Origin of the sequence: Azospirillum thermophilum, assembly GCF_003130795.1 — a bacterium.
Classification (GTDB): Bacteria; Pseudomonadota; Alphaproteobacteria; order Azospirillales; family Azospirillaceae; genus Azospirillum; species Azospirillum thermophilum.
Genome location: NZ_CP029359.1, coordinates 63,434 through 76,034, shown reverse-complemented (window position 1 = coordinate 76,034; position 12,601 = coordinate 63,434). Strand labels below are relative to the sequence as shown.

Genomic DNA, 12,601 nt, shown 5'->3' with positions numbered 1-12,601 from the left:
GTCGGGTGAGGCGCGACCGTATTCGGAGATGCCGCCCGCATGATCATCAGCCGCACGCCTTTCCGGGTCTCGCTGTTCGGTGGCGGAACCGACTTCCCGCAATGGTACCGGCGGCACGGCGGGGCGGTGATCGGCGGGGCCATCGACAAATACTGCTACATCAGCCTGCGCACCCTGCCGCCCTTCTTCGAGCACCGCTTCCGCATCGTCTATTCCAGCATCGAGCTGGTGAAGCAGGTGGAGGAGATCCGCCACCCCGCCGTCCGCGCCGTCCTGGGCGAGATGGGGGCGGGGGCGGGAACGGAGGTGGGGCTGGAGGTCCACCATGACGGCGACCTGCCGGCGCGCTCGGGCCTGGGATCCAGCTCCTCCTTCACGGTCGGGCTGCTGAACGCCCTGCATGCCCACCGCGGCCGGATGATCTGCAAGAGCGATCTGGCGCAGGAGGCGATCCGCATCGAGCAGGAGGTGATCGGCGAGGCGGTCGGCTCGCAGGATCAGGTGTGGGCCGCCCATGGCGGGCTGAACCGCATCGACTTCCGCCCGGACGGCGGCATCGAGGTGACGCCGCTGGTCCTGCGCCGCGAGCGGCGGGAGGAGCTGGAGGGCAATCTCGTCCTCTACTTCACAGGCCTGTCCCGCTATGCCGTGGAGATCGAGAGGGAGAAGCTGGCCAACCTCGACCGGCGCGAGGCGCATCTCCACACGATGCGGAGCATGGTCGACGAGGCCTCGCGCATCCTGTGCACCCCCGGCCGGCCGCTGACCGAGCTGGGCGGCCTGCTGCACGAGAGCTGGATGCTGAAGCGCGAGCTGTCGAGCAAGGTGTCGAACCGGACGGTGGACGAGCTCTACGCCACGGCGATGTCGGCGGGTGCGCTGGGCGGCAAGCTGCTGGGGGCGGGGGGCGGCGGCTTCCTCCTGCTGTTCGTCCCGCCCGACCGCCAGCCGGACGTGCGCCGCGCCCTTTCCGGCCTCGTGACGGTGCCCTTCCGCTTCGAGGATGCCGGCAGCAAGATCATCGTCTACCGTCCGGACGACTCCAGCAACGCGGACTGATACCGGCTCGCGCGCTACAGCCGGGTGCGCTTGAACAGGGCCTCGGGCAGCAGGCGGATGACGGTCATCACCAGCCGCCAGATCGGCCGCACGTAGATCACGTCCTTGCCGCGGGCCTCCGCCCGCACCACGGCGCGTCCGACCTCGTCGGGATCGGCGGTCAGCAGGCCCGGCAGGGGCATGCCTTCGGTCATGCGGGTGCGCACGAAGCCCGGCTTCACCGTCACCACATGCACGCCCTTGCCGGCCAGCCGGTTGCGCAGGCCCGACAGGAAGGCGGTCAGCCCGGCCTTGGCGGAGCCGTAGATGTAGTTGCTGGCCCGGCCGCGGTCACCGGCGACGGAGCTGACGGCGACGATCGTCCCGCCGCCGGCGGCCTCCATCCGGTCGGCCAGCAGCCCCAGCACCAGGGCGGGGCCGGTGAAGTTGGTGGCGATGATCCGCTCGGTCGCGGCGGGGCTGTGCTGGTCCTCCTCCTGGCGGCCGAGGAGGCCGACCGTGCAGACCACGGTGCCCGGAAGCTCGCCCAGCCCGTCGAGGAAGCCGGCATTGCCGTCTCTGTCCAGCACATCGAAGGCGTGCAGGCTCACCGGCACCTTGTAGCGCAGGCGCAGGTCGGCGGCATCGGGCTCCAGCCGCTCCGGGTCGCGCGCGGCCAGGATCAGAGGGCGGCCGGTCTCGGCATAGCGGCGGGCGATGGCGCGGCCGATGTCGGACGCGGCACCCAGGATCAGAACCGTGCTGCTCACATAACCTACCATTCGCTCGCTCATGTCGTCAGCCTTTCCGATCGGAGGGGAAGGGGAGGGTTTCCGCACGGTTCCCCCTTGGAAGCGGCAGGTCCGGGCGATCCCCCGTCGCCCTTGAGCCGGCTTGGGTCCGTCAGCTCTGCACACGCATGGCATCGGCTGGAACGGCACGCTGTGCCCGCGCCCTGGTCACCCTCTCGCCGACCATTTCGCCCAATCGCCTCAACGCCCGCCGTACTGGCTTGTCGAAGCAGAGATAGAGCAGGGTGGCGACCACTGAAACAACGACCAGATAGGTGATGCGCAGGATGTCCGGTTCTACCGGATGATGGTCCCAGACATAAATCTGCAGACAGAGCGCGACCGGCCCATTGCAAAGGTAGAGCGGATAGGACACTCCGCCGGCAAGCAGCGTCCAGCGTCCAGGACGCCAGAGTCCGGCCATCTCGATCTTGACCAATCCCAGAATGATGGCGGCGAAGCAGCCGCCATAGATCAGCCGGGCGAAGGCCGGGCCATATTCGTAGCCCCACCCGTCGACCGACAGCCGCCATATCAGACCGCCGACGGCACCGGCCAGAATGGCAAGCCAAGTCCCGGCCGGCCAGCGTAGCAGCCACTTTGCGGCCCCGCCGGCTACAAAGCCGATGGCAAACTCGCAGTTGAAGGGGTGGAGCAGGAAGAAGAACACCGGCTGCGTTTGCAGAGAGGCGGTGTAAGGGGTGACGACGAAAAGCAGAAGAACGGTGGTGCCGATCCACGCCAGCAGGATCAGCTTGCCCACACGCGGGATCATTCCTACGGCCAGCATCAGGTAGAAGAACATCTCGTGCCGCAAGGTCCAGGCGGCAGGGAGAAGAATATTGTTCTGTCCTGTCGGCGCCAGGGTCAGCCAGTCCAGAATCCTGAGCCAGGTCGCGTCTGGAAGAGACCTGAAGATGTAGAGCAACGGCAGCAGCGTCAGCCAATAGAGAGGATAGATGCGGCAGAAGCGTTTCCACAAGAAGGACGGAATCTTCCGGCCGTTCGACAGGTCGGCCAAATGCAGATGGCCCATGATGAAGCCGCTCAGCACGAAGAAGAATTCTACGCCGGGCGCGCCGGGCAGGATACCGCCCAGCGGGATGTGTGCCAGCACGACGGAAAAGGCGGCCAAGCCTCGGGCGGCTTCGATCGTCCTGAACGTCACAGGGCGCTCTGCCTCGCTCATATCGCCAGCCTTTCCGACTGGAGGGATTGGAAGGTGCCCGCGGGATTCCAGGCGGTCCGGATCCGCTGGAACTCCGGCAGGCCGGGATAGCCCCGGCGCAGCAGCCCGGCCGCCATGCGGGCGTCCTTGGCGAGGTAGAGGCGGCCGCCGTGATCGGTGACGATGGCGTCCAGCTCGTTCAGGAACCCCAACGTCGGCACCGTGGCCGGGAAATCGAGGGCCAGCGTGTAGCCCTCCATGGGGAAGGAGACGAGGCCGTCCTGCTGCCCGAACAGCTTCAGCACCGCCAGGAAGGAGCCGGCCCCGGACGCCGCGATGGCGTTCAGCAGGGCGCGCAGCCCATGCTCGCTGACCGCCTTGGGCAGGACGCACTGGTACTGGGTGAAGCCGGCGCGGCCGTAGATGCGGTTCCATTCCAGGATGGAATCGAGCGGATAGAAGAAGGGGTCGATGTCGACGATGGCGGTGCCGGGACGGCCGCTGCGGAAATACAGCTCGTTGAAGGCGGAGACGGTCCAGCGGTTCAGCACGCCGCCCGGCGCGTCGACCGGGACCGTCAGGGTCCGGCGGGCCGGCCGGGCGAGCGGGGACGCCCGCCGGTCGGCGGGCAGCTCGTCGCGCAGGGCATGTTCGCCGCGATAGAGCAGGGACCGCCCCAGCCGCGCCCCGCGCGCCAGGCAGTCGATCCAGGCGACGGTGTAGGTCCAGTCGTCCGACTGCTCGAACAGCTCCATGATCTCGCCGAGATCGCGGGCGCGCAGCGTCTCCTGCCGGATGCAGGCGGTCTCGATCGGGCGCAGCCGGATGGTCGCCCGCAGGATCACGCCGGTCAGCCCCATGCCGCCGCGGGTCGCGGCGAACAGCTCGGGCTCCCGCTCCGGGCCGCAGGTGACCACCCGCCCGTCGGCGAGCAGCAGGTCGAGCGACTGCACATGGTCGCCGAACGAGCCGTCCTTGTGGTGGTTCTTGCCGTGGACGTCCGACCCGATGGCGCCGCCGACCGTGACGAAGCGGGTTCCGGGCGTCACCACCGGGAACCAGCCGCGCGGCACGAAGACGGTCAGGATGTCCGACAGCAGGACGCCCGCCTCGCAGGTCAGCAGCCCGGTCTGCGGATCGAACGCCAGCATCCGGTCGAGCTGCAGCATCGACATCGTCGCCCTGCGGTTCACCGCCGGATCGCCGTAGGACCGTCCGTTGCCGCGCGCGATCAGGCTGTCCGCCTGCCGAACCGTGGCGGCGGCCTCCGGCGCAGAGCGCGGAGTCACCACCACACAGTCGATTTTGGGATACCGACCCCACCCTGACAGGATCAAACAGTCCTCCGGAACACGAAGCTGCGGTCGAGCTGATACTTGACCGTATAGCCGATCACCAGCCCGATCGCTCCCCCGACCAGCGTCCAGTGCCCGCCGAACAGCCGGTCGAACAGCAGTTCGGTTCCCCAGAACACGGCGGTGGTGGCGAGGCCCATGACGGTATAGAGGGAGAAGGCACGGGCGTGGTTGGCCAGTCCCTCGGAGGGATCGGCGAAGATCCAGTATTTGTCCAGGATGTACTTCGCCACCAGCCCGACCCCGGTCCCGAGGACGAGGGCGGCGGACAGCCGGTAGGGACCGTCGTAGAAAGCCAGCAGAACCCCCTGGGCCCCGAGATTGAGGGCCGTCGCGACCGCGGCGAAGGCCGCGTAGCGGACGGCGATGGCCATGCCCGCCTGTGTCAAAGCGCCGCTCCCGGGATCGATGAGGCGAGCACGACGAGGACGAGCAGTCCGCAGCAGACCAGGCTGTTGCGGTCGGTGGCCGCGAACACCACGGGATCGTCGTGCATCTCGCCGCGATGGGTGAGGACCAGGATGCGCCCCACCCAGTACATCAGGATCAGGCAGCCGGCCCACAGCATCTGCGCATGGGCGTAGAGGCGGGCGACGTCCGGGCTGTTGATGTAGAGGGCCAGGACCAGGACCGCCACGAAGCCGCTGGCGGAGGCCAGCATCTCCAGGACCGGCAGGTCGATCAGCCGGTAGCCGCGGCCGGCGGGGTCGCCGCGGCCGGCGTTCTGGCGGCTGACCAGCTCGGCCGCCCGCTTCACCAGGGCAAGGCTGAGGAAGAGGAAGATGCAGAAGGCGATCAGCCATTCCGACAGGGGAACGGCGAAGGCGGCCGACCCGGCGACCACCCGGATGCCGTAGAGGCCGGCCAGCACCACCACGTCCAGCATCATCAGCCGCTTGATCCACAGCGAGTAGCCGAGCGTCAGCGTGTAATAGGCGGCCAGCACCGCGAGGAAGAGCGGCGACACCAGAAGCGCCAGCAGGAGCGAGGCCGCCAGCAGCGCCGGGAACAGCCAGAAGCCGTGGATCAGCGGCAGGGTCCCCGCCGCGAAGGGGCGGTTCCGCTTGGTGGCGTGGCCGCGGTCGTTGCGCAGGTCCAGCAGGTCGTTCAGCAGATAGACGCTGGAGGCGCACAGGCTGAAGCTGAGCAGGGCCAGCAGCGCGACGCCGTAGGCGGCCGGATCGGTGACGTGCGCCGCGAGGCCGGGCACCAGGATCAGCAGGTTCTTGAGCCACTGATGCACCCGCACGGCGCGCAGATAGTGGCCGAGGTTGCGCGGGCGCGGGGTCAGCGGCCGGACGTCCTGCGCCACCTGCCGGGCGGCCTTCAGCAGGCCGGGGCGCGGATCGGCGACATAGGCCGTCCGGGCCGAGGACCACACCGGCAGATCGACCGTGTCGTTCCCGATATAGTCGTAGCCGCCCGCGCCGAAGGCCTCGGTCAGGACCTTGGCCTTGGCGCTGCCGCCGAGATTGACCGCCCCGTCGGACGCGAAGATCCCGTCGAACAGCCCGACATGCGCGGCGAGCGCCTCGACATAGCGGCGGTCGGAGGCGGAGGCGAGATAGACTGGCCGCCCGCCCGCCCGCGCCTTGCGGATCAGCGCCAGCACCTCCTCGTCCATCGGAAGCGAATGGAGATCCAGCACCGCGCTGTCGGCAAGGCTCGCCTTGAAGGCCGCCTTCCCGCCGCGAAGTGAAAAAACGGATCTGATGGCGTCCAGAGGCTTTACGCCAAGAAGCAGGAACAGGGCCTCGTAAAGCAGATCCGTCTTCAGCAGGGTCCCGTCCAGGTCCACGACTAGCGGAAGGGTATCCTTGCCAGAGTGATCTGCTGCGGCGTTGAAAGCCATCGCGCCCGCACATTGTAGAAGTAAAAGGGAGGCCGCGGTCCGCAGCCGGAGCAGGTACTAACATGGAACGGCTCAGACCTGTCAAGGATCGGGGGAATGGCCGCCACGGGAACCGCGCAATCCGGCTTGGCAGCCGGCGGACGGGTATGTTAACGCCTGACCGATCCGCCGCCGCCGCAGTGCGGCAACGACTCCGCCGCCACGGCGCGGCCATGAAAACGGCGTCCCCCATGTCCGACCGCACGAGCCTGCCCCTCTCCCGACCGGCCACCGCAGGGTATGTGACGGCGCCGCCGCTCCTGCTGGCGGCGGCCGCGATCCTGATGGTCCTGAGGACGCCCGCCGTGCTGACCGGCGGCCGCTTCTGGGCGGAGGAGGGCGTGGTCTACTTCCGCGACGCCCTGCTGGGGAGCTGGTACGACGCCCTGCTGGCGCCGCGGGTCGGCTATTTCTCGGCCTTCAACAAGATCGCCGCCCTGGCGGCGACGGCGGTGCCGCTCGAACTGGCGCCGCTGGTCACCGTCTATGCCGCCCTGGCCGTGCAGTTGACGGTGCTGTGGTTCGTCGCCGTGTCGGACGCCTTTTCCCGGCCGATGGCCCGGCTGCTCGGCGTGGCGGTCGTGCTGTTCGCCGTCCCGAGCGAGGAGGTCTGGCTGAACACCATCAACAGCCAGTTCTACTTCGCGACGGGCGCCGCTCTCCTTCTGGTGACCTCGCCCGGCGCGATCCCGACGCCCCTGCGCCTGGGCTTCCTGGCGCTCGCCGGCGCCACCGGGCCGGTCAGCGCCTTCCTGGCCCCCCTGTTCGCCTGGAAGGCCTGGCGGCGGCCGTCGCGTCTCGCCTATGCGGAACTCGCCATCATCGGGCTGTGCGCCGTGGTCCAGGCCTGGCTGGTCGCCCGCGGCCTGCTGGAGGGGCAGCGCGCCGGCTCCTTCCAGATCAAGGCCCTGATCTGCACCTTCGGCATCAAGCTGATCGCCCTGCCGTGGCTGGGGACCCAAGCCAACGCCATGGCCGCGGCCTTCCTCTCCGCCCAGGACCACATGGCGCACTACAGGACCGCCGCCGTGCTGGCCGGGGTCGGCGGCCTGGTCGCCGTGGTCGTCGCCAGCCACCCCGTGTCCCGCATGCTGACGGCGGCGGCGGCGGCGCTCGCGGTTCCATCCTTTGCCGGCGCCTTGGGAGCCGACCCCTGGCTCCTCGTCCTGCCTCTGGTCGGCGGGCGTTATGCCTATGCCCCGAATGCGCTCATGGGGCTGGCGGTCCTGGTGGTCCTGATGTCCCCGCTGGCCGCCCGCTGGCGCCGGGGGCTCGCCCTTGCCCTGCTGGCCGGCTTCCTGGTCCACGGCGTCACCTATTTCACCAAGGAGAACGGGATGTTCTCCGGACCGGACTGGCGGAGCGAGGTTGCGAACTGGCGGGCCGATCCATCCAGAACGACCATCGGCATCTGGCCCTCCGGCTGGCATGTCTCCCTCCCGCACGACCATCCCGCCGCGGCAGGACGCTAACGACTCGCGCAGGAAGCCCTGTACGTCCGATGGAGGGATCTTCCGCTGCATAAAACGGCGTACGCTATAATGCGCAATTGCTTTGCCTGTATCTAGAACGATAATATTAAGACTCTAGCCTGAAGCGTTAATCCCGCCTGGGGCTGGCACACCGGCAAAGACCGCCCGCGAGGGCGGTCTTTGTTGTTTGACGGAACGGCCGCGTGGGGAGCCTTCAGCGCCCACCGAGAACCTCCCGCACCCGATGGAGCAGACTGCCGCCGCGGAAGAGGTGGCCGGGCAGGCCGGCGGCCTCCGCTGCCTGAAGGTCGGTGGCCGTGTCGCCGATGACGAAGCTGCCGGCGGGCTCGACCGGCCAATGCCGCATCAGGTCGAGGATCATGCCGGGGGCCGGCTTTCGCCAGTCGGAGGGGCGGCGGTAGGCTTCGACCGTGCCCTCGGGATGGTAGGGGCAGTAGCGGATGTCGTCGAGATGGGCACCCCGACGCCGCATCGCCTCGCCCATCCAGCCGTGCAGGGCGCGGACCGCCTGCTCGTCGTAATAGCCGCGCGCGACGCCGGACTGGTTGGTGATCAGGAAGACGTAGTAGCCGCGGTCGTTCAGCAGCTTGATCGCGTCGACGGCGCCCTCGACCCATTCGAAATGGCCGCGGTGGTGGACATAGCCGTGATCGACGTTCAGCACCCCATCGCGGTCGAGGAAGGCGGCCGGCCGGCGTGTCCAGCGCGGCAGCAGTTCCTGCGCCCGCCCCAGATCCTCGGGGATCCCGATGTCGATGAAGGCTCCATCGTAGCAACGCCCGGCGAGCCGCCCGTCCGCCGCCAGCCCCGGCAGCACGTCGCGTTCCAGCGAGCAGGGGGTACTGGCGATCCGCTCCAGCAACGCCCGGCGCATCCAGTAGATGCCGCCGTTGATGACCGCCTCCCCGCCGCCGGCGGGACGTTCGGCGAAGGCGGTGATGCGGCCGCCCGCCAGTTCCACCGTGCCGTAGCGTCCGGCATCGGCGATCCGCCGCAGCGCCACCCGGGCGAGGGGCCGCTCCCCGTTCTCCGTCTCGTCGGCACCCGGCAAGGCGAGGTCGAGAAGGTTCAGATCGAAGAAGGAGTCGCCGTTCAGCAGCAGGAACTCCTCGTCCAGCGCATCGCGTGCCTGCAGAAGGGCGCCGCCGGTACCGGCCGGCTCCGGTTCCAGCAGGCAGGAGAGGATGGGGCCGAAGCGGCTGGCGTCGTGGCAGTAGCCGGCGATCCGCTCGCCGCGGTAGCCGCCCAGCAGCAGCACCCGCTCGAAGCCGAACCGGGCGAGATTGCCGACGAGATGATCGAGGAAGGGCCGTCCGGCGACCGTCACCAGCGGTTTGGGCGTGTCGCGCGTCCGCTCGCCGAGCCGGGTGCCCAGCCCGCCGGCCAGGATCACGCATTGCCTCGGGGGCGGCGAACCGGAGGGGCAGGGGGCCGCCGTCACAGGAAGGCCGTCTCCACCAGCTCGCACAGCATGTGGCCTGCAGCGATGTGCATTTCCTGGATGCGCGGCGTGTCGGTCGACGGAACGCGGATGCAGACGTCGCACAGTTCCGCCATACGGCCGCCGCCGGCTCCGGTCAGACCGACCGTGCGCAGGCCGAGCGCCCTGGCCGCCTCCAGTGCCGCCACCACGTTGCGGCTGTTCCCGCTGGTGGAGATGCCGACCAGCACGTCGCCGGCGCGGCCCAGCGCGCGCACCTGCCTGGCGAAGACCTCGTCATAGGAATAGTCATTGGCGATGGCGGTCAGGGCGGAGCTGTCGACCGTCAATGCGACGGCGGCCAGCGGCGGCCGGTCGTGCAGGTAGCGCCCGGTCAGTTCAGCCGCGAGGTGCTGGCTGTCGGCCGCCGAGCCGCCGTTGCCGCAGAACAGCACCTTTCCGCCGCCTCGCAACCCTTCGATCATCAGTCCGGCGGCGACGGCCACCGGGCCGGTCTGTTCGGCGAAGGCCGCGAAGTTCCGGGAGGTTTCCAGGAAGGCATCGCGGATGCGGTCGGCGGTGGGGATGTTCATGCGGAAGTCCAGGGGCGGTTCATGGAAGGAGGGCTTGCGAAAACCGATCCTTATATGATGCCGACGCGCTGCCACACCGGCATTTTTATCGGCAGCATGGCGGAGAGGATGCCGACGAGCCGCTCGCGCATCCGGGACGGCTCGGTGATCGGGGCGCCGTTCTCGTCCAGCACGGAACGGCCGAGCGCCTGCAGGCACGTCGTCGCGAAGCCGGCGAGTGCCCAGCTGTCGACCGGCTGGCCGGCCAGCAGCCCGGCCAGCACGATCCGCTCCAGCGTATCGGCCTGCAAGCCGGTCCCGATCACCGGCGCCGTCAGATAGAACAGCGTCTCATCGATCAGCATGCGCCGGGCAATGGCCTGGTTCAGCCGCGCACCGGCCGCCCGGCTCTCGGCGGACGGGGAGGGCAGCAGGGGGGCGGCATGGTTGATCGAGACCAGCAGGGACAGGAAGCGCGAGATCGTGCCGAAGTCGTGGCGTGCGAGGTCCGGCCGGGCCTCGATTTCGGCGAGGCTGGGCGTACCGGCGGCGAGCGCGTCGTGGATGGCGCCGAGCGACGGATCGTGGCGCAGTTCCCCCAGCGGGATCGGGATGGACAGGGTGGCTGCCTCGCGCGGGACCAGCAGGGTGAAGCGCAGCCGGCGCAGCTCCTCCTCCGTCTCGCGCCGGGCCATCCGCTCGGCACCGCGGACGAAGATGTCGCGGCGGAACACCTGGTTCATCGCGAAGTCGCGGGCCGTCTCCGCCAGGGCCGGGTCGGCGATCTCCGCCAGGATGGCCCGCAGGTCCGGCTTTACCGCCAGCTCGTCGATGTTGTGCGAGATCGTCGCCGAGCAGCCATAGGACAGCTTCGCCCGCTCCAGATCCTTCACCACCTGGGCGTGGGCCAGCGGCTCCCAGTGGGTGTTGAGATATTCATGGGTCAGGTAGCGGCGATCCTGGTTGCCGATGGTGGCAAGATGCTGGGCCGCCGCCGGGTTGGCGGCGAAATAGCCGGCGCCGGCCTGGTTCAGCCGGCCGAGGAAGTCCAGCGCCGCATCGAACTGGCGGTCGCTGCGCCCCGGATTGGCCGCCGCATGGGCCAGCATCAGCCGTTGCAGCGGCATCATCGGCGACCAGCCTGGCTGGGCGTTGTAGCTGACGTAGACGATGCCGCCCGGCTTCAGCAGCCGCGCCAGGATGTCGACAAGCGCCTGCCGGTTGTCCGGGCTGATCCAGCTGTAGACGCCGTGCAGGGTGATGAAGTCGAAGCCGTCCTCCTCCCCCGCCCGTTCTGCCGCGGCCGCCGCGTCCCGGAAGCTCTGCTCACGGAAGCTGACGTTGGAGAGCCCCGCCTCCTCGGCCAGCCGCCGGGCGCCGGCAATGTGAAGGGGATTGAAGTCGATGCCGACGAACCGGCCTTGCGGATGGCATGCCGCCAGCATGTTCAGGGTCACCCCCTGGCCGCAGCCCAGCTCGCAATAGCGGAAGGGCCGGTCGAGCGGCGGCGTCCGGATGCCGTTCAGCAGGCAGACGTAGCTGAGGTAGCCCGGCGAGATTTCGCGGTAGAAGCCGTGGGTATAGGCGATATCCGAGTTGTAGCCGTCGCTCCAGGCCGTCATCGCGGGGTCCTTCCGTTAACCAGATCGTCCATCAGGGCCATGTGACGGGGCAGGGTGACGGTGTGCAGGTCGTAATTCTCCACCACCGTCCGGCGTGCCCGCTCGCGGATGTCCTGCATGCGGTCGGGATGGCTCAGGGCCTCGTCGATCCGGTCGGCGAGCGCCGCACCGTCGAAGAAATCAACCAGAAGCCCGTTCTCGCGGTCGCGGATGACCTCCTGCACGGGGGCGGTGGCGGAGCCGATCACCAGGCAGCCGGTGGCCATGGCCTCCAGGAAGGACCAGGACAGGACGAAGGGATAGGTCAGATAGATGTGAGCCGAAGAGACGCGCAGCAGGGTGAGGAAGGTTCCGTAGGGCACCTTGCCGAGGAAATGCACCCGCTCCCGGTCGATTCCCCGGCCGACCTCCTCCAGCATGATCTCGCGGAAGCTCCGGCCGTCCGGCGCCTGCTGGCCGTAGCTGACCTCGTCACCGCCGACGATCAGCACCTGCGCCCGGGGGCGGCGCTTCAGGATGCCGGGCAGGGCGCGCATGAAGACGTGGAAGCCGCGGTAAGGCTCCAGATTGCGGGCGACGTAGGTGATCACCTCGTCCCGCGGGGTCAGGGTCGTGCCGTTCGGCAACCGGATCCAGGCCTCCGGCTCCGGCCGGACGATGGCGGTGTCGACACCTTCATGGATGACGCTGATGCGGGCGCGCATGTAGTCGGGATAGAGCGACCACTGCCATCGCGTCGGCGCCTGCCCCCAGTCGGCGGCCGCGAAGCCCAGCGTGTTGATGACGTTCTTGGTGCGCACCCGCGGCCCGTCGTTGGGCGTTACCGGCAGGGACGGATCAAAGCCGATATCGGCGCCGTGCAGGTGGTAGAAGAACTCGAAATAGGCCAGCAGGGGCACGTCCGGCCAGACGTCCTTCATGTAGAGGGTCTCGCCCCAGCCGTTGTGCCCGATCATGATGTCCGGTCGGAAGCCATCGTTCTTCAGCTTCCGACAGGCCTCGAAGACGCTTTGCCCGAAGACGACCGCCTGCTCCAGTTCCTGGATGTAATGGTGGGTGGTCGGTCGCGGCGTGCGGAAGGGCTGGTAGACGACCCGTTCCACGTTGGGAATCTGGACAGGATTTTCCTGCGAGATGAACACCACCCGGTTGCCCGGCTGCGCGGCCAGATGCTGGACGATGTGCTGATATTGCCCCGGAAAGTTCTGGTGAACGAAGAGATAGTTCATCGCGTGTCGTCGATTCCGCAGG

At 68.7% G+C, this 12,601-nt stretch carries 11 protein-coding genes; 2 read left to right on the top strand and 9 right to left on the bottom strand.

The window, feature by feature from the left end; translation table 11 throughout:
• Positions 1-39: 39 nt before the first annotated feature.
• Positions 40-1,059, top strand: a complete 1,020-nt coding sequence (locus DEW08_RS29825) for a GHMP family kinase ATP-binding protein (RefSeq protein WP_109334302.1) — start codon at positions 40-42, stop codon at positions 1,057-1,059.
• Positions 1,060-1,073: 14 nt separating this feature from the next.
• On the opposite strand, the gene DEW08_RS29820 is transcribed toward DEW08_RS29825, so the two are convergent.
• The 5 genes from DEW08_RS29820 to DEW08_RS29800 all read right to left on the bottom strand — a co-directional run bounded on the left by DEW08_RS29820 (position 1,074) and on the right by DEW08_RS29800 (position 6,204).
• Positions 1,074-1,808, bottom strand: a complete 735-nt coding sequence (locus tag DEW08_RS29820) for an SDR family oxidoreductase (RefSeq protein ID WP_109334462.1) — start codon at positions 1,806-1,808, stop codon at positions 1,074-1,076.
• A gap of 133 nt (positions 1,809-1,941) precedes the next feature.
• The gene (locus DEW08_RS29815) at positions 1,942-3,018 is read right to left on the bottom strand and encodes an acyltransferase family protein (protein ID WP_109334300.1); all 1,077 of its coding nucleotides are present in this window, start codon (positions 3,016-3,018) and stop codon (positions 1,942-1,944) included.
• Positions 3,015-4,286: an FAD-binding oxidoreductase gene (locus DEW08_RS29810; protein WP_245987090.1), complete on the bottom strand. Its 1,272-nt coding sequence runs from the start codon at positions 4,284-4,286 to the stop codon at positions 3,015-3,017. The genes DEW08_RS29815 and DEW08_RS29810 overlap by 4 nt, the downstream gene beginning before the upstream one ends.
• 44 nt (positions 4,287-4,330) lie before the next feature.
• A complete protein-coding gene (locus DEW08_RS29805; protein ID WP_109334296.1) occupies positions 4,331-4,726 on the bottom strand; it encodes a GtrA family protein in 396 nt (131 codons plus the stop codon).
• A gap of 11 nt (positions 4,727-4,737) precedes the next feature.
• Complete coding sequence (locus DEW08_RS29800) at positions 4,738-6,204, bottom strand: UbiA family prenyltransferase (protein ID WP_109334294.1); 1,467 nt, start codon at positions 6,202-6,204, stop codon at positions 4,738-4,740.
• Positions 6,205-6,434: 230 nt separating this feature from the next.
• Here DEW08_RS29800 and DEW08_RS29795 point away from each other — a divergent pair, with 230 nt between their 5' ends.
• Positions 6,435-7,715, top strand: a complete 1,281-nt coding sequence (locus tag DEW08_RS29795; RefSeq protein WP_109334291.1) for a hypothetical protein — start codon at positions 6,435-6,437, stop codon at positions 7,713-7,715.
• Positions 7,716-7,929: 214 nt separating this feature from the next.
• Here DEW08_RS29795 and DEW08_RS29790 read toward each other — a convergent pair whose 3' ends face one another.
• From DEW08_RS29790 to DEW08_RS29775, 4 genes are read right to left on the bottom strand one after another with little or no spacing between them, the layout of a single operon-like run.
• Positions 7,930-9,129, bottom strand: a complete 1,200-nt coding sequence (locus DEW08_RS29790; RefSeq protein WP_109334289.1) for an HAD-IIIA family hydrolase — start codon at positions 9,127-9,129, stop codon at positions 7,930-7,932.
• Between the two features lie 44 nt (positions 9,130-9,173).
• Positions 9,174-9,749, bottom strand: a complete 576-nt coding sequence (gene gmhA / locus DEW08_RS29785) for a D-sedoheptulose 7-phosphate isomerase (protein WP_109334287.1) — start codon at positions 9,747-9,749, stop codon at positions 9,174-9,176.
• Between the two features lie 50 nt (positions 9,750-9,799).
• On the bottom strand, positions 9,800-11,350 hold the full coding sequence (locus tag DEW08_RS29780; protein ID WP_109334285.1) for a class I SAM-dependent methyltransferase: 1,551 nt from the start codon (positions 11,348-11,350) through the stop codon (positions 9,800-9,802).
• A complete protein-coding gene (locus tag DEW08_RS29775; RefSeq protein WP_109334283.1) occupies positions 11,347-12,579 on the bottom strand; it encodes a glycosyltransferase family 4 protein in 1,233 nt (410 codons plus the stop codon). Before DEW08_RS29775 ends, DEW08_RS29780 begins: the two co-directional genes overlap by 4 nt.
• Between the last annotated feature and the right edge of the window lie 22 nt (positions 12,580-12,601).

What these genes read in the sequence shown, in the direction of transcription:
- DEW08_RS29795 (WP_109334291.1), top strand. Translation starts at nt 6,435, where the DNA reads ATGTCCGACCGCACGAGCCTGCCCCTCTCCCGACCGGCCACCGCAGGG.
- DEW08_RS29800 (WP_109334294.1), bottom strand. Translation starts at nt 6,204, where the DNA reads ATGGCTTTCAACGCCGCAGCAGATCACTCTGGCAAGGATACCCTTCCG.
- DEW08_RS29815 (WP_109334300.1), bottom strand. Translation starts at nt 3,018, where the DNA reads ATGAGCGAGGCAGAGCGCCCTGTGACGTTCAGGACGATCGAAGCCGCC.
- DEW08_RS29775 (WP_109334283.1), bottom strand. Translation starts at nt 12,579, where the DNA reads ATGAACTATCTCTTCGTTCACCAGAACTTTCCGGGGCAATATCAGCAC.
- DEW08_RS29825 (WP_109334302.1), top strand. Translation starts at nt 40, where the DNA reads ATGATCATCAGCCGCACGCCTTTCCGGGTCTCGCTGTTCGGTGGCGGA.
- gmhA (WP_109334287.1), bottom strand. Translation starts at nt 9,749, where the DNA reads ATGAACATCCCCACCGCCGACCGCATCCGCGATGCCTTCCTGGAAACC.
- DEW08_RS29780 (WP_109334285.1), bottom strand. Translation starts at nt 11,350, where the DNA reads ATGACGGCCTGGAGCGACGGCTACAACTCGGATATCGCCTATACCCAC.
- DEW08_RS29805 (WP_109334296.1), bottom strand. Translation starts at nt 4,726, where the DNA reads ATGGCCATCGCCGTCCGCTACGCGGCCTTCGCCGCGGTCGCGACGGCC.